Source organism: Mesorhizobium sp. M7A.F.Ca.US.010.02.1.1, from assembly GCF_004023085.1.
Classification (GTDB): domain Bacteria; phylum Pseudomonadota; class Alphaproteobacteria; order Rhizobiales; family Rhizobiaceae; genus Mesorhizobium.
In genome coordinates, this window is sequence record NZ_RZRV01000073.1 from 1 (window position 1) to 15,126 (window position 15,126).

A 15,126-nucleotide genomic window follows, 5' to 3' on the forward strand; every position below is an offset into this window, starting at 1 on the left:
GCGTTGCGGTGATCCGCGTCGGCGGTGCGACGGAAGTCGAAGTCAAGGAAAAGAAGGACCGCGTCGATGACGCCCTCAACGCGACCCGCGCGGCCGTCGAAGAAGGCATCGTTGCTGGTGGTGGCGTAGCCCTGCTGCGCGCTTCGGCCAACATCAAGGCCACCGGCGTCAACGCCGACCAGGCCGCCGGCATCAACATCGTTCGTCGTGCGCTGCAGGCTCCGGCCCGCCAGATCGCGGCCAACGCCGGTGCGGAAGCATCGATCGTTGCCGGCAAGATCCTTGAGAACAAGGGCTTGACCTTCGGCTACAACGCCCAGACCGGCGAATATGGCGACATGATCGCCATGGGTATCGTCGATCCGGTCAAGGTCGTCCGCACCGCTCTCCAGGACGCGGCCTCGGTCGCCGGCCTGCTGGTCACCACCGAAGCCATGATCGCGGAGGCTCCGAAGAAGGAGTCGGCTGGCGGCGGCGGCATGCCTGGCGGCATGGGCGGCGGCATGGGCGGTATGGGCGGTATGGATTTCTAATCCAGCCCTATCAGCCTTCAGATACGGAAAGGGCGGCAGAGATGCCGCCCTTTTTGTTTTGCGCAGCGGTCGTTGTGGCCTCTCAGACGGCGGCATCCGCGCGTTGCTTTACCTTGCCGGCAAGCACCGCGGCTTCGATCAGCGCCGCCACCTCATCGGCCACGGCCTGTACCGGGGCGCGGTCGCGGGTGGCGCGGGCGATCACCATCAGTCCTTCCAGCGACGATTCGACCAGCAGTGCCAATGCATGCGCGCGGCGCTCGGGCACCCCTGCCCTGACGAAGGCGTCCCGCAGCAGGCCTATCCACTGTTCGAAGGCCGAGCGGCACAACTCCGCCAGTTCCGGCACGTCGGTGGGCGAGTCCAGCACGACAGGCGCGACCGGACAGCCGAGCGAAAACTGGTTGTCTTCCAGCATGCGCCCCACCGACTGGTAGATATGATGGACGGCCACCGCCGGATCCTTTTCGGCAGCCAGCGCTTCGCCCAGCCTCTCCGTCACGTCGGCAACGCTAGCGCGCGTCACCTCGATGACCAGTTGGTCCTTGCCGCCGGGAAAATGAAAATAGAGCGAACCCCGCGGTGCGCCGCTGGCGCTCAATATGTCGTTGAGCGAGGTGCCGTGATAGCCGCGCTGCCTGAGCAGCAGCCCAGTCGTCTCGAGTATGCGGGTGCGGGTGTCGTTGGCCATGTCAACCTCTGTCAGGAGGAATCATTATAGGCCTTGCGCAGAATATGACAATCGGTCTACATAATATGTAGATCAGTCTATATATTCTTGAGGAACGCCATGCGAAGGGAGAACGACAATGACAATTAGTGAAGCCTCGGCCAAATGGCAGGGGACGCTGAAGGAAGGTTCGGGACGGTTGCGGCTCGGCAGCGGCGTCTTCGAAGGCGCCTATTCCTTCCCGTCGCGTTTCGAGAACGGTCCGGGCACCAATCCGGAGGAACTGATCGCCGCAGCGCATGCAGGCTGCTTCTCGATGGCGCTGAGCGCCATACTGGGCAACGCCAATCATGTTCCGACAAGCATCAGCACCGTCGCCAAGGTGCATCTTGGCGCAACCGCTGCCGGTCCGACGATCACCCGCATCGAACTCGAAACCGAGGCAGAGGTCGCGGGACTTGCCGAAGATGAATTCGAGCGCCTTGCACAGTCCGCCAAGGCGGGCTGCCTCGTCTCGCGGGCCCTTGCCGGCGTGTCCCAGATCACCCTCAAGGCAACACCCGTCGAAGCCACCAAAGCCCAATGAAGCCAGGAGAAAGAAGATGACACAGGAGCTTGTCATGGACGCAGCCGCGTACGACCTGTCCCAGCAGACGGCCGAGATCATGCGGCGCTACAACGACGTATTCCAACGCCATGATCCTTCGGCACTCGCCGAGTTGGTGGCTGAGGATTGCGTGATCGAGAACACCGTGCCGGCGCCCGACGGCGCCCGTTATGCCGGTCAAGCGGCGTGCGTCGGGCTTTGGGCGGCGATAGCAACCCAGGCCGGCACGCGCTTCGATATCGAGGAAACCTTCGTTGCCGGCGACCGGGCAACGATCCGCTGGCGCTATTTCATGACCGACGGCAATTCGCTGCGCGGCGTCAACCTCATGCGCGTGGCCGGCGGGCGGATCGTCGAAGCGATGGGCTATGTGAAGGGGTAGCGTGCCCGAGCAATTCCCCGAAAGCGCATAACGGCTTTTCGCCCGGAATAGCGCAACAAAGAGGAGCGGATCAGCGAGACTGAACCGCTCCCCGTGGCGCTACCGATCGGCCAGCGCCAGCTTCGCGCCGAGCATGACGAAGGCGCCGGCGAAGGTCCGGCGCATCCAGGTCAACACCATTGGCCGCGAGACGACGTGGCTGCGGATCGAGGCGGCGAAGATGCCGTAGCCGACGAAAACCACGAAGGTCAAAAGCATGAAGACGGAACTCAGTTCCAGCATCTTCGACAGCGCATTGGGCTCGGTGGTGCTGACGAATTGCGGCAGGAAAGCGAAGAAGAAGATCGACAGTTTCGGATTGAGCACGTTGGCGAGGATCCCGGTGGCAATCACCTTGCCGGCCGAGCGCGGCGTCACATCCTGCTCGACGCTGAGGCCGCCATTTTCCTTCAGCGTGTTCCAGGCCATGTAGAGGAGGTAGGCGACGCCGAGATATTTCAGCGTCTCGAAGGCAAGCGCGCTGGTGTGCAGCAGCGCCGCAAGGCCGGTGATGGCGGCGGCCATGTGTGGGATGATGCCGAGCGTGCAGCCGAAGGCGGCGATGACGCTGGCCCGCGCGCCGCGCGAAAGGCCGGCGCTCAGCGTGTAGAGAACGCCGGTGCCGGGCGAAGCCACGACGATCAGCGACGTCAACAGAAATTCGATGCTCACGATGGTTCCTCCGGCACCCGACCCGGCCAGGAACGTATCGGGCTGCGGGTCGGCGCACAAGCGGAGGTGATCGGAGCTTGGCTACACCGGCAATCCGAGCGCTCGGCGTGCCATCAGACACTCCTCGTCGCCGGGCATGCAGGCGCGACAGACGTCTGGCCGGACGTCGTAGATGCCGCAAGCGGTCGACTTGCCGATCTCGCCGGACAGCGCCGAGCAGCGCACGCCCTCGCAGCGCATGCCTGACAGGTCAGATGCGACATATTTTTCCGGGATACGGTCGAGCTGCGCGTCATCCTCGGTGGAAAAGCGCGGCCACTCGGCCGAATAGGAGCAGCAGGCACCGCAGCTTTGGCAATCGAAGGTGCCCTGTTGCGACGACAAAACGCTCGCCACCAGGGCGGACAGCCCTGGCGCGGCGGGGTTGCGATCGGCGTCTTGCGGCAAGGCGCTATTTCTTCTTAGCCGTCTTGCCCTTCGGCGAATCCGCCGGCGACTTGAACAGATCGGTCGCGGCCTCGATGGCGTCGCCGGCCTTCGGCGCGGCAACCGGCTTAGCCGGTTTTGCCGCGGCACCCGAGGCTGCCGGCTGATCCTTGGAGGAGAATTTTATGGCCATGTCAGTCCTCGTCGGCGAAGCGCGATGATGGGGCGCGCGGATTGCGCAGGCGGCCGATCAGCGCCGAAACGGCCGTGATGTTCATTTCCTCGGGCGACCAGTTTTTCACCGCCTCGATGTGATGGGCCGCCAGCTCGCGATGCGTGCTGCCGCTGTAGGCCGCGTCCTGATAAGTCACCCGCTCATGGGTTTTGGCGTCTTCACGGACATATTCGATCAGGTAATTCGGGCATTCGGCGCGGCCGCGCACGCCGACGCGCACCTGGGCATCGCCGTGGGCACGCTTGCAGCGTTCGAGCTTTTCCAGCACACGCCGTACGAATTCGACCGGCTTGTCGAGGCCTTCGACCATATCGGCAATGGTTGCATCGGCGGCGATCGGTGTTGGCGGTACGCGTTTGGTGGCCATCAGCGTCTTCCGGCCCGCTTCGGCAAAGCGGCTAGCGCGGCGGCGGCGGCCATCTCGTCGGCCTCCTTCTCCAGGCGCAATTCGCGCAGCCGCGCGGTCTTGGCTTCGCGTGCCTCGCTGACGGCGTCGCGCTCGGAATTGATGCGGTTGAGCGACATCGACTGGGTTTGCGTCTTGCTGAACAGGGACACGGCCTGATCGACGGTTGTCTTTGAACTGGTGGTCAAATCTTTCTCCTGTCAGGAGCCTGTGCCGATGGAGCGAGACCGGGTCTTGGGTCAGGATCACGCACAAAGCAATACGCGCGGCGAATTCAAATTGCTGGAGCGTCCCTTAGCACGTCCAGGCCGGCGCGCAGCGCACTTTCGGCGGTAAGGCGCGCAAAATGAAAAAGGCCAGGCACCGCCTGACCTTCCATGAGAGCGTCGCGCAACCAGACGACATCCAAAAGGATGCACCGGGGGTGCACGGGAACGCCCTGCTTATGCACATGATATGCCGTGGAAACTCAGGTCTCCGCGGCCATGCGCCCGAATTCGCCACTCACCGGTGCCAGTACATCCGTGGTCACCGGGAGAGCTGAATTCGTTTTTCAGGCCGCCTTCAACTGGTCGGCGGACATCTTGCCCGACTTGTTGTCGCGGACCATCTCGTAGCCGAGCTTCTGGCCCTCGACGATGTCGCGCATGCCGGCGCGCTCTACGGCCGAGATGTGGACAAAAACGTCGGCCGAGCCGTCGTCAGGCTGAATAAAACCAAAACCTTTGGTGGCGTTGAACCATTTAACTGTGCCGGTGCTCATGACGAACCCTTTCCATGGCAAATATTCGTTCGACGCCATGCGGATGCACAACGTCGTTTGTCCCGATTTTTGATGTGGGAAGTTCGTCAAAGGCGCGCTCGAAAGCGCGGATAACAAAAGTCAGTCAAACAAATATCGACGATTTGCTTATAGGCTTCTTTTGGGGCGCTGTCAAATTTGCATAAAGCCACAGCTGCGGAATTCTCCCAAACCACCTGGCCAAAACACCTGACATGACGGCAAATCGGACCCCAAACAGCGCGCTTGCGCCAACTTGAAAAAAGTTTTCCGGCATCCAGGAACCATCTGCGCAGACGCGCATTTATTCGGTGTCATCAGCAGTTCATGAGAGCAATCGAATAACAGTTGATGGCAAAGACGCCCCCCGCACGATAAAAGGTGCGAGGGGCGTTTTCGTTTGGATCCTATTCGTCCGGGCCGGGTTCCGGCCACGTCTCCCTGGCCGCCTCGGCATACCAGTGGCGCATCGCCGGCGTTGCCAGCACGGCATCGACATAGGCGCGCGTATCCTGCGCCAGCGTGCCGCCATAGGTATCGAAACGGGTGACGACAGGCGCATACATGGCATCAGCCACGGTGAAGTGGCCGAACAGGAACGGGCCGCCCTTGCCGTATTTTTCCCGGCACTCGCGCCACAGCGCCTCGATGCGGGCGCGTTGCGCCTCGCCCTCGGCGTCAAGCGGCTTGTGGCCCTTCGGCCGACGCAAATTCATCGGCCAGCCATAGCGAACCTCGCGAAAGCCGGAATGCATCTCGGTCGCGGCCGAACGCGCCAGCGCACGGGCGTCGATATCGGCGGGCCAGAGCTTTTTCTCGGGAAACAGGTCGGCGAGATATTCAAGGATGGCAAGGGTTTCCCAGACGATCTTGCCGTTGTGATTCAGCACCGGCACCTGACCGGTCGGCGACACTTTTGCCAGATTGGCAAAAGTTTCAGGCGTGCGCAGCCGTACGAAACCTTCCTCGAACGGGATCTCCAGATGCCTCATCGCCACCCATGGCCGCAGCGACCATGAGGAGAAACACTTGTTGCCAATATAGAGCGTAAATTCTGCCATTTTTCTCCCCGCACGCACGGCCTCCAAAATCCCATTGCCAACGCGTGTTCACAGCCTAGCCCACCGACCTTGCCCCAGGCGGCGGCCGCGCGACCTGATCTGCCGTCCGGGCGACGCCTGGAACCTAACCGACATCGGCTCGTTAGCTACCGCAATGAATTCCTTCGAATTCAAAATCCCGGGAGATGCGCAAAAATGGTGAACAAGGATCAGGTCGCGGGCGTGGCCAAGCAGGTCAAGGGCTCGGTCAAGGAAGCCGCGGGCAAGGCTTCGGGCAACAGGCAGACCCAGGCCGAAGGCACGGCCGACAGGATCGCCGGCAAGGTGCAGAAGGCCTATGGCGACGTCAAGGACAAGGTCAGGAAGGCGCTCTGATCCGCATCGAGAAACGCGTTGTTATCGAGGGAAAGGCGGTCGAAGGCCGCCTTTTTCAGGTGCTCCAGCCCTTGCTGAAAGCATTGGTGAACACGACCTCGCCATGATCGCCGGTCGCCTCGCCCAGCACCACGTCCATGCCGTTGCTGGTCACCCTGGCCAGCCCGAAACCGCCCATATAGGCAGCCTTCGGCTTGAACAGGTCGATCCCGTCCCTGCGATAGATCAGCGGCGTTTCGTGCTGGTGGCCATGGAAAATGCCGACGACATTGTAGCCCTTCAGCGCCGCCAGCAGCGCCTGCCGGTCGGCCTCGCTCCACCAATGCGGCGCACCGGTGCCGTCATCATCGAAGTGGCTCTTGGCGGCATCCCAGCGTTCCACCGAGAATGTGTCCCAGCCATAATGCTGGAACAGGACGACCGGACGGCCGTCCGCCGCATAGGTCGCCAGGTCCTGCTTCAGCCATGGCAGGCTGCTCTCGGCGCCGTGGCCGGTATCGCCGGCGAAACGATGCGTCTGGATCAGATGCAGGCCGCCCCAGTCCCAGGAGTAGCAGTCGGTGTCGACATCATAGTCGGTGGCCGGCACTGGCGGCTTGAAGAACACGCCGGCGCGATGGTTGACCTCGACGTAATCGCGCAGTTCGCGCCGGTACCAGTCGACATGGTGCGGCGGCCCGTTCTGGTCGAGATCATGGTTGCCGAGCCCGATATAGACCGGCATGTGCACGCGATCCGGGCCGACGCCTTGGCTGTAGCGCTGGCTGAACTGGAGCAGTTGGGTGCCCTCGCTCGGCTGCGTGATCTGGCCGCCGCCATCGTCGGTGATGTCGCCGCCGACGACAAGGCCGAGCGGCGCGCCTATCCTGCCGGTCGAACGCAGGCCGGTGGCGACGCCATTGATCTCGGCCGGCCAGTCCTTGTCGCCAAGCGCATTCAGCACCGCCACGTTGCGCAGCAGCGCGGCGTCGGTCTTGCCTTCCTGCAGGCAGTTGGGGCTCAAGCCGCTTGCCATGCGGCAGGCATGGACATCGGCGACGAACAGGAAGGTGGCGTCGATCGACTGGACGCGTTGCCCGGTCTGGCCGAAGGCCGGCCGCGGCAAGGCGCCGGCCGCGGCAAATCCTGCAGCCTGTACCAGGAAGTTGCGTCGAGAAAGCGATCCAGTCGAACGGCGATTCATCATCTGCTGATTCAGCATGGACAGCAGCCGGTCGTCCAGCGCCTCTGCGCCATCATCGACATGACGCCACGGGTCTGGCATGTCTCGCTTGCGCAAGCGGAGGAGGAGGAAAAATGAAAGCCGCACCTATCTGGATGATCCTGGCCGCGATGTTGTGCGCGAGCACCGCGCATGCCGCCGGTTGCGTCGATGCCAAGTCCGCCAGGAAGGGTTTCGTTCTGGCGAGACCCGGCATCCAGAGCGAATTTCGGCCCGTGGCCGGCGGGATGATGTCGGTTGCCAACACCTACGAATCGCAATCGCCCCAGACCCAATATCTGTTCGCCGGCCTGATCGAGGTGTTTCGCGACAGCGACACCGGCCGCCAGGCGATGATCCCGTTTTCCGATCTGCGAAAGCTGTTCCCGCTGAAGGCCGGGGCAAAGGCCACGATAGAGTTCGTCGAGCTGTCGCCGAACAAGCCGCCGAAGGGCACCAAGACGCTGAGCCTGATCGTCAAGGGCAAGGAAACATTCCGTCTGGGCGATTGCAAATACAATGTCCTGGCGGTCAAGGAGACCTTCAAGAACGGCGCCGGCGAGACGCTGGATTCATTCACCGCCCTCTATGCTCCCGATCTGCAAGCCGCGCTCGCGCGGCGCTACGATGAAGGCACCAGTTCGGAATCCGTCAACGGCTACGAGACGATCAAGCCGCTGGCGGAGTAGGTAAGAGCCCAGGCTTCTTCGCTTCCCCCTCGTGTCAGCCAGAGCGAAGCCGCAAGGTCGAGAGAAGTGGCTGCGTCGCGATCCTGCACACCCCCCTCTGTCCTCCCGGACATCTCCCCCGCAAGGGGGGAGATTGGCTGTCACACCGGCTTTCGCCAATCTCCACCGGTGAAGGTACGAGCGAGCGCCGATGCTGCAGATCTCCCTCCTTGCGGGGGAGATGGCCGGCAGGCCAGAGGGGGGTGCTGTCCCGCCGACATCAAATAATTCTCGGCCGTGGCAGTATCCTGTTGCGTCGCCTGGCAACCAAGCGGCCCTGCGACGGCGCGCTGCGCTCCAGCCCCGCCAGGCAATCCCGCAGCACACCGGCATCCTGCGCCGTCTTGGCCATCGACATCGCCCCGGAATAGGCGGCGACCGTCAGCGCGGCGAAGCGTTCGGGGTCCGTGCCCTCGTCCTTGCCCGCCTGCTGGTCGGCACGCACCTTGTCGGCAATCGCCCGCCGCCACCCGCCAAAGATATCGGCAAGGGCAAGGCGGAAATCGGGATCGGCAAGCGACAGTTCGTGCGCCAGATTGTTGAGCGGGCAGCCGCGCACGAACCCCTGCTGCTCCAGTTCCGCCGCCACGGCCTCGAACACCGAGCGCACGCCCTCGCGCGCCGATGCCGCCGCCAGCACCGGCGCGATCCATGTCTCTTCGACCGCTGCCGCCACACGCTCGTCGATCACAGCCAGCGCCAGCGCCTTCTTGGTCGGGAAATGGTGATGCAGCGCGCCGCCGCTGACATCAGCCGCCGCCATCAGGTCGCCGATGCTGGAGGCGTGATAGCCGCGCGCCTGGAACGCGTCCTCGGCGACATCGAGCACTTTCTTGCGCATGCCTTCAGGGTCGTTGATGCGTTTTCCCGGGCGCGGTTTTGGCTGGACGGTCATCTCTGCTGACATTGCCGAACTTTAGCATGTTGACAAAACAGGACAACCGGTCTGTTTTACAAAACAGGATGACCACCCTGTTTTGGAGAATGCCGGATGAACCTGCCCCAGAACGTCGCGACGAAACCCTCAGCGCTCGCCTCGCCTGTCGTCGAGCTTCGGCAATACACACTGAAGCCCGGCCGGCGCGACACGCTCATCGACATCTTCGACAGCAGGCTGATCGAGGGCCAGGAGGACGCCGGCATGACCGTCATCGGCCAGTTCCGGGACCTCGACCGCCCGGACATGTTCGTCTGGATACGCGGCTTCGACGGCATGGATGCGCGGAAAAATGCTCTCGCCGCTTTTTATGGCGGGCCGGTCTGGGCGGCGAACAGCCATGCGGCCAATGCGACGATGATCGATTCCGACGATGTGCTGCTGCTCAAGCCGGCGTGGCCGGGCGCAGGCTTCGACCTGGCGGGCGCGCAGCGGCCAAGCCTAGCCGACGAAAAGCCCATTCCAAACAAACCGCTGACCGGCATCGTTGTCATCGAGATTCATCATTTGCAGCCCTGCACAGAGGCTGATTTCGCCAATCGCTTCGAGACTGAGACGGCGTGCCTGATGACGGCCGACGCACGTCTGCTCGCCGCTTTCGTTACGGAGCATGCCGAAAACAGTTTTCCGCGCCTGCCGGTACGGGCTGATGAAAACGTCTTCATCAGCGTCATGGGTTTTGCCAGCACCGAGGCGCATGCCCACCACAAGGCCGCCCTCGCCGCTTCGCCGGCATGGCAGGATTTTTGGCAGGCCGCGCAGCTCGGCCTGACCAAACCAACGGAGACTTTGCGGCTGTCGCCGACATCGCAATCGCTGGTCGGGCGCTATTCCTAAAGCGCGTCGACGCGCTTTAGGAATAGGCCTTTTTGTGCATGTCGTTCTCCCAAAACCGGGGGCACTTTTGGGCGACATGCATCAGACTTCAAACGCCTCGATGATGGCCTTGGCGACGAGGCCTGGATCTTCCCAATGCGGGTTGTGGCCACAGCTCTCGGCCCGAACGAAGACGGCTTCTGCAAGAGCGGACTGCAACGCCTGCTGATGCGCCGCGCCGAACAGCGGGTCGCAGGCGCCGGCGATGATCAGCGTCCGGGCCTGCACGGCCCGCGCAGCATCGGTCAGGTCGGCGCGGCGGATTTCCTCGAGAATCGCGCGCCAGCGCGGGATCGGCATCGCCGAGGCCTCTTGCGCCAAGCCGGTGAGAAAGGCTGCGGGCACGTCGGGACGACAGGCATGCCACCAGGCATAGAACGGATCGGTCGGCGATATCGGATCTCGCAGGGCCTCGACGCTCACCACCAGCGGATGACCCGGCGCGAAATCGGGCTTCAACGTGCCGGCCAGGACCACCAGCCCGCCGATCAACTCCTTGTGCCCCGCAGCCAAAGCGACAGCCACCATGGCGCCCAGCGAATGGCCGACGACGACCGGTCGGTCGAGTTGTAAACTCTGGATCAGCCCGGCGATATCCTCGGCAAGATCGGCGATGCCGCAGTTCTTGCCAGCCTGCGAGGCGCCGTGGCCGCGCAGATCCGGCATGATCAGACGGCGGCCGGCCAGATATGGCGCCAGAAGCGAAAAACTGCGGCTGGTGTCGGTGAAGCCGTGCACCAACAGAAGTGCCGGCTCGGCGCCCGATATCTCGACATAGGCGATGTCGAGATCGCCGACAGTGACGAATTGCTTGCGGCTGGCCCAGGCGCCCTGCTCCGCCATCACATCCTGCTTCGGCAAGCCATCGAGCGCGGCCGCTCTCACAGGCCGAGCTTTTCCTTGACCGCGGCGAGGCCCGGCTTGCCGTCAAAAGTGGTGACGCCGGCGAGCCAGGCGTCGAGGCGGCTTTTGTTCGCCATGATTGCCTTCAGCGCACCGTCCTCCGGCTTCATGCCGTCATTGATCAGATAGCCCATGCCGACATTCTCGAAATCGATGTCGAAGACGAGATTCCTGAGGAATTGCGCGACGTTCGGGCACTGCTCAAGATAGCCCTTGCGCACCTGCGTCGTTACCGTCGCGGCACCGAAATTCGGGCCGAAGAACTTGTCGCCGCCGGTCAGATATTTGAAGTCGTACATCGTGTTCATCGGATGCGGCGCCCAGCCCTGAAAGACGATGAACTGCTTTTCCTTGATCTCGTAGCCGACCTCCGACAGCATGCCGGCCTCGCTGGACTCGACCACCTGCCAGCCGTCCAGGCCAAAGGCGGGATCGGCGATGGCGTCCATCATCAACTGGTTGGAGCCGGGCTCGATGCCGTACATTTTCTTGCCGAACTTGTCGGCGAATTTGTGCAGGTCGGAAATGTCCTTGACGCCGGCATCCCAAGCGTAAGTCGGGACGGCGAAGGTGTATTTGGCACCTACGAGATTGACGCGCACATTCTCGACAGAGCCGTCCTTCTTGTAGGGCTCGTAATAGGTGACCATGGCCGGATCCCAGTAGCCCAGGAACAGGTCGAGGTCCCTGTTTTTCATGCCCTCGTAGATGACGTTGATGCCGAGCACCTGGCTTTGCGGCTGATAGCCGAGCGCCTCCAACAGGACGTTGGCGACCCCGGTGGTGAAGGCAAGGTCGTTCCAGCCGGGTTCGGCCATGCGGACCGTCTTGCACTGCTCGGCCTCGGCCGCTTGGGCCGCATGAGAGGCCAACATGAGAGCGGCAAGGCAGACGCCATTTGCAAGGATGCGGAACATTTCGGTTCTCCTCATTGTCATCAAATTGACCAATCGGTCTTTTTATTGTCCCATGGGTCAATTGTTGATCTGATCGGACGAAAATGTCAACGTGGATTCGAAATGGACCGATCCCGTGAAACTCAAGCGTCTCAGTGATATCCGCCGCAAGGAGCTGCGGCAGGCGGCCTTCGCGGTGTTGGAGCGCGAAGGCATTGCCGGCGCGACCCTGGAAAAAGTGGCCGCCCAGGCAGGTGCCTCCAAGGGCATCGTGCTGCACTATTTCCGCAACAAGCAGGAATTGTTCGAGCACGCGATGCGCGAGGCCAATGCCGTCCTGTGCCAGGCGGTGATCGCGCGGCTTCGCCGGGCGCGTACGCCGATGGAGCGCCTGGATGCGGTAATCGAGGGCAATTTCGAGACGCATCTGTTCCAGCCTCCCCTGTGCCATGCCTGGCTGTCGCTCTGTGCCGAGGTGCCGCGCGACGAGAAGATGGCCCGTATCCAGAGAGTGATCCATGCGCGCATGCGCTCGAACCTGTTGTCGGGCCTGCGCGGCCTCGCCTCGCCTGGAGATGCCGACGACATCGCGCTTGGCGTCACCGCGCTGATCGACGGGCTTTGGCTGCGGCTCGGCCTGCAGCCGGGCAGCGTCTCACGCGAACAGGCGGTCCGCCAGGTCAAGAATTATGTCGCGGGCCGGCTGGCCCTGCGGGAGCTTGCGACCGCCGGCGCGTAACCGGCCTCGGCTGGCCTGCCGGCCGGCGGGCGTCGAAGTTCATACCCGGGGATAGGCCGACGGCTTGACCACGGCCGCCACAATACGGTGCTCTCGACGAGGCAGAAATCTCGGAGCGTCGAATGAGACTTCACAACAAGCGCGCGCTGGTCACCGGTGGCTCGGACGGCATCGGCCTGGCGATCGCCGAGGCCTTTTCGCGCGAGGGCGCGGACGTCCTGATCGTCGGCCGCGACACCAAGAAGCTCGACGCTGCCCGCGAGCAACTCGGCGGCACTATCGAGACGCTGTCGGCCGATCTTGCCACATCGGCCGGCATCGCGGCCGTCGTCGAGCAGGTGAAAAAATCCGGCAGGCCGCTTGATATCCTCGTCAACAATGCCGGAGTGGCTTTCCTGGTGCCGTTCGAAACCGTCAGCGAGGCGCAGTTCCAGCAATCCTTCGCGCTCAATGTGACGGCGGTGTTCTTCCTCACGCAGGGCCTGCTGCCGCATCTGGCTGCCGGCGCATCGGTGATCAACATCTCGTCCTACTTCGCCAACAAGATGATCCCGAAGCGGCCGTCGAGCCTCTATTCCCTATCGAAGGGCGCGTTGAACTCGCTGACCAAATCGCTGGCCTTCGAACTCGGCCCGCGCGGCATCCGCGTCAACGCCATCGCGCCCGGCACGGTCGACACAGCCATGCGGCGCAAGACCGTCGACAATTTGCCGGCCGAGGCAAAGGCCGAGCTGAAAGCCTATGTCGAGCGCAGCTATCCGCTCGGCAGAATCGGCCGCCCTGACGATCTGGCCGGTATCGCGGTTTATCTGGCCAGCGAAGAGGCCGCCTGGACCAGCGGCGGCATCTTTTCGATCGATGGTGGCTATACCGCGGGCTGATCCGTCCGGCCACCAGACCAGGCGCCGGCATTTTCTGCGGCGCCGCTTTCCACGAATCCGAGTGCGCCTACCGCCTCCAGGATCTGATCGCGAACCCAGCGATGGGGTGGCTCGTCGTCGTGGCGCGCGTGCCAGTACATCCTGATTTCCGGAACAGCAATGGGAAGTGGCGGTTCAAAGATGACGAGCGGCAGGGTCTTGGCCGCCCAAACCGCGAACTGCCTGGGAACTGCCGCGAGGTGGTTTCCGTTTGCCACTGCCAATGCGACAGCCTGAAAGTGCGGCAGGGCCAGGCTTACACGGCGCGTTCGTCCGATCTTGCGGAGCGCCTCGTCGGTGGAGCCCGACATCGAGCCATCGATAGAACGAAGAACATGGGGCAGTTCGCAGAAGAGCTCGATCGGTAGAAGCTCGCCTTCCATGATCCCCGCCTGCCTGATCGCAGCGTTGTCGCTCGCGGCGATGATGGCGAATGGTGAATGGAACAGAGGCGTGCTTGAGACCCAGTCGGAGACCTCCAGCGGACGCTCGAGCGCTACGTCGATTTCATCGTCCTGGAGCAGCCGCGAGACGTCGCCGCGCGCGCTGTCGAGAAACCTTAGCGACGCGCGCGGCGCGGCACCCGCGATGCGCGCCGCTAAAGTTGGCATCAGCATCATGGAAAAGAAATCCGCACCCATGAACGTGAAGGTTCGCTCCAGTTCCACCGGATCGAACGCCTTGGCCGAGTGGAAGACGCGTTCGATTTCACGAAGCGCCACGCGTAACGGCTCGGCCATGCTCTCGGCGCGTGGCGTCGGCATCATGTCATTGCCCCGTCGCACGAACAGCTGGTCGTTGAGGAGATGCCGCAAGCGATTGAGCGCAGCGCTGACGGCAGGCTGGCTGAGGCCGATCTGCTCGCCGGCACGCGTAACGCTTCTCTCCCGCAGAAGGGCGTCGAACACCCTGATGAGATTGAGGTCGAGCGCGTTCAAATTCATCGCATCAATTCGCCCCATACGATCATTCGATTTCCGTTGTCGGCATATCCCTGGCTAGATCGTCATCGGCCCAGCAGGCACAGGCAACAGGAGGATCAGACGGCCATGACAATGACCCCCGGCACGATCACAGGCAAGGAACTCTTCTGGTTCAACAACACGCTTGTCGCGATCCACGTCTCGTCGGCGGCAGGAGAGGACGGCACCTGCGTCGTCGAGCATCGCATGCCCTATGGCGACTCCCCGCCCCTGCATGTGCATCGCAGGGAGGACGAAGTGTTTCACATCCTGGACGGGAGACTGCGCTTTCAGATCGACGGCCACGAACGCATTGCTGAAGCCGGCGAAACCGTCATTGCGCCGAAAGGCCTGCCGCACACCTACCGGGTCGAATCGCGCGAAGGCGCGCGTACGCTCACCATCACGCGCGGTTCGGATTTCGAGACGATGCTGCGTCAGGCGAGCCGTCCCGCCGAACAGCCGGAGGTGCCGCCGCAGATGCAACCAACACCGGAAATCATCGCGGCACTGGTGCAGCTCTGCGCAGAAAACGGCATCGACATTGTCGGTCCGCCGCTAGGGTAAGAGGCCGAAACCGCGCATTCTTTCCCTTCTCCCCTTGTGGGCCCGTTGCGTTATTAAGTTATAGGGGCAAGGAGGGAGGGTCAGGCCAATGTGGGGTGCCTTGCGGCTCGGGTTTGAGGCCGGATTGGCTGGGGTTTGACGGGTTCGGCGGATTTCGGGCGCAATGCGACCCTGTATTAGGTCGCCAGCGTCACCCAGCGGCGCATGTTG

22 protein-coding genes are annotated in these 15,126 nt (G+C 63.0%); 9 read left to right on the plus strand and 13 right to left on the minus strand.

Going from position 1 to position 15,126, the window contains the following annotated elements:
- Window positions 1-533: TCP-1/cpn60 chaperonin family protein (locus EOA19_RS33750; RefSeq protein ID WP_281035950.1), on the plus strand; the 533-nt coding region annotated here is incomplete at its 5' end.
- 82 nt (window positions 534-615) lie between these two features.
- Here EOA19_RS33750 and EOA19_RS33755 read toward each other — a convergent pair.
- The gene (locus EOA19_RS33755; protein ID WP_128306032.1) at window positions 616-1,224 is read right to left on the minus strand and encodes a TetR/AcrR family transcriptional regulator; all 609 of its coding nucleotides are present in this window, start codon (window positions 1,222-1,224) and stop codon (window positions 616-618) included.
- Window positions 1,225-1,342: 118 nt separating this feature from the next.
- Here EOA19_RS33755 and EOA19_RS33760 point away from each other — a divergent pair, with 118 nt between their 5' ends.
- On the plus strand, window positions 1,343-1,789 hold the full coding sequence (locus tag EOA19_RS33760) for an OsmC family protein (RefSeq protein WP_128306033.1): 447 nt from the start codon (window positions 1,343-1,345) through the stop codon (window positions 1,787-1,789).
- Window positions 1,790-1,805: 16 nt separating this feature from the next.
- Entirely contained in the window at window positions 1,806-2,192 is a 387-nt protein-coding gene (locus EOA19_RS33765; RefSeq protein WP_128306034.1) for a nuclear transport factor 2 family protein, read from the plus strand.
- A gap of 99 nt (window positions 2,193-2,291) precedes the next feature.
- Here the strand turns inward: EOA19_RS33765 and EOA19_RS33770 are convergent, their stop codons facing one another.
- The 7 genes from EOA19_RS33770 to EOA19_RS33800 form a co-directional block, all read right to left on the minus strand.
- The gene (locus EOA19_RS33770; RefSeq protein WP_031213900.1) at window positions 2,292-2,903 is read right to left on the minus strand and encodes a LysE family translocator; all 612 of its coding nucleotides are present in this window, start codon (window positions 2,901-2,903) and stop codon (window positions 2,292-2,294) included.
- A gap of 81 nt (window positions 2,904-2,984) precedes the next feature.
- Entirely contained in the window at window positions 2,985-3,350 is a 366-nt protein-coding gene (locus tag EOA19_RS33775; protein ID WP_023814146.1) for a YkgJ family cysteine cluster protein, read from the minus strand.
- A 4-nt stretch (window positions 3,351-3,354) separates the two neighbouring features.
- Complete coding sequence (locus EOA19_RS33780) at window positions 3,355-3,522, minus strand: hypothetical protein (protein ID WP_023814145.1); 168 nt, start codon at window positions 3,520-3,522, stop codon at window positions 3,355-3,357.
- 1 nt (window position 3,523) lies between these two features.
- The gene (locus EOA19_RS33785) at window positions 3,524-3,931 is read right to left on the minus strand and encodes a hypothetical protein (protein WP_013532398.1); all 408 of its coding nucleotides are present in this window, start codon (window positions 3,929-3,931) and stop codon (window positions 3,524-3,526) included.
- Window positions 3,931-4,158: a hypothetical protein gene (locus EOA19_RS33790; RefSeq protein WP_013532399.1), complete on the minus strand. Its 228-nt coding sequence runs from the start codon at window positions 4,156-4,158 to the stop codon at window positions 3,931-3,933. The genes EOA19_RS33785 and EOA19_RS33790 overlap by 1 nt, the downstream gene beginning before the upstream one ends.
- A gap of 365 nt (window positions 4,159-4,523) precedes the next feature.
- Window positions 4,524-4,733 (minus strand): cold-shock protein, encoded by a 210-nt coding sequence (locus EOA19_RS33795; protein ID WP_010915421.1) that lies wholly within the window; start codon window positions 4,731-4,733, stop codon window positions 4,524-4,526.
- A 425-nt stretch (window positions 4,734-5,158) separates the two neighbouring features.
- Complete coding sequence (locus EOA19_RS33800) at window positions 5,159-5,812, minus strand: glutathione S-transferase family protein (RefSeq protein WP_023814142.1); 654 nt, start codon at window positions 5,810-5,812, stop codon at window positions 5,159-5,161.
- Between the two features lie 195 nt (window positions 5,813-6,007).
- On the opposite strand from EOA19_RS33800, the gene EOA19_RS33805 reads away from it, so the two are divergent.
- Window positions 6,008-6,187: a CsbD family protein gene (locus EOA19_RS33805; protein ID WP_128306035.1), complete on the plus strand. Its 180-nt coding sequence runs from the start codon at window positions 6,008-6,010 to the stop codon at window positions 6,185-6,187.
- Between the two features lie 55 nt (window positions 6,188-6,242).
- Here EOA19_RS33805 and EOA19_RS33810 read toward each other — a convergent pair whose 3' ends face one another.
- Window positions 6,243-7,373, minus strand: a complete 1,131-nt coding sequence (locus tag EOA19_RS33810; protein WP_164893120.1) for a metallophosphoesterase — start codon at window positions 7,371-7,373, stop codon at window positions 6,243-6,245.
- A 110-nt stretch (window positions 7,374-7,483) separates the two neighbouring features.
- On the opposite strand from EOA19_RS33810, the gene EOA19_RS33815 reads away from it, so the two are divergent.
- Window positions 7,484-8,077 carry a hypothetical protein gene (locus EOA19_RS33815; RefSeq protein WP_128306037.1) on the plus strand — a complete coding sequence of 198 codons (594 nt, stop codon included), beginning with the start codon at window positions 7,484-7,486 and terminating at the stop codon, window positions 8,075-8,077.
- A gap of 259 nt (window positions 8,078-8,336) precedes the next feature.
- On the opposite strand, the gene EOA19_RS33820 is transcribed toward EOA19_RS33815, so the two are convergent.
- A complete protein-coding gene (locus EOA19_RS33820; RefSeq protein ID WP_128306041.1) occupies window positions 8,337-9,011 on the minus strand; it encodes a TetR/AcrR family transcriptional regulator in 675 nt (224 codons plus the stop codon).
- A 96-nt stretch (window positions 9,012-9,107) separates the two neighbouring features.
- Between EOA19_RS33820 and EOA19_RS33825 the strand changes: the two genes are divergently transcribed.
- Window positions 9,108-9,890 (plus strand): NIPSNAP family protein, encoded by a 783-nt coding sequence (locus EOA19_RS33825; protein ID WP_128306038.1) that lies wholly within the window; start codon window positions 9,108-9,110, stop codon window positions 9,888-9,890.
- A gap of 81 nt (window positions 9,891-9,971) precedes the next feature.
- Here the strand turns inward: EOA19_RS33825 and EOA19_RS33830 are convergent, their stop codons facing one another.
- Complete coding sequence (locus EOA19_RS33830) at window positions 9,972-10,814, minus strand: alpha/beta hydrolase (RefSeq protein ID WP_245486451.1); 843 nt, start codon at window positions 10,812-10,814, stop codon at window positions 9,972-9,974.
- Window positions 10,811-11,749 carry a choline ABC transporter substrate-binding protein gene (gene choX, locus EOA19_RS33835; protein ID WP_023814135.1) on the minus strand — a complete coding sequence of 313 codons (939 nt, stop codon included), beginning with the start codon at window positions 11,747-11,749 and terminating at the stop codon, window positions 10,811-10,813. Before choX ends, EOA19_RS33830 begins: the two co-directional genes overlap by 4 nt.
- Before the next feature lie 115 nt (window positions 11,750-11,864).
- Here choX and betI point away from each other — a divergent pair, with 115 nt between their 5' ends.
- Both betI and EOA19_RS33845 read left to right on the plus strand, forming a co-directional pair.
- Window positions 11,865-12,467 (plus strand): transcriptional regulator BetI, encoded by a 603-nt coding sequence (gene betI / locus EOA19_RS33840; protein WP_031213897.1) that lies wholly within the window; start codon window positions 11,865-11,867, stop codon window positions 12,465-12,467.
- Between the two features lie 122 nt (window positions 12,468-12,589).
- Window positions 12,590-13,348, plus strand: coding sequence for an SDR family oxidoreductase (locus tag EOA19_RS33845; RefSeq protein WP_128306039.1), 759 nt, complete (start codon window positions 12,590-12,592; stop codon window positions 13,346-13,348).
- Here EOA19_RS33845 and EOA19_RS33850 read toward each other — a convergent pair.
- Window positions 13,333-14,331 (minus strand): LysR family transcriptional regulator, encoded by a 999-nt coding sequence (locus tag EOA19_RS33850; RefSeq protein ID WP_128306040.1) that lies wholly within the window; start codon window positions 14,329-14,331, stop codon window positions 13,333-13,335. The genes EOA19_RS33845 and EOA19_RS33850 overlap by 16 nt on opposite strands.
- Before the next feature lie 105 nt (window positions 14,332-14,436).
- Here EOA19_RS33850 and EOA19_RS33855 point away from each other — a divergent pair, with 105 nt between their 5' ends.
- Window positions 14,437-14,916 carry a cupin domain-containing protein gene (locus tag EOA19_RS33855; RefSeq protein WP_031213895.1) on the plus strand — a complete coding sequence of 160 codons (480 nt, stop codon included), beginning with the start codon at window positions 14,437-14,439 and terminating at the stop codon, window positions 14,914-14,916.
- The last annotated feature ends 210 nt before the right edge of the window (window positions 14,917-15,126 follow it).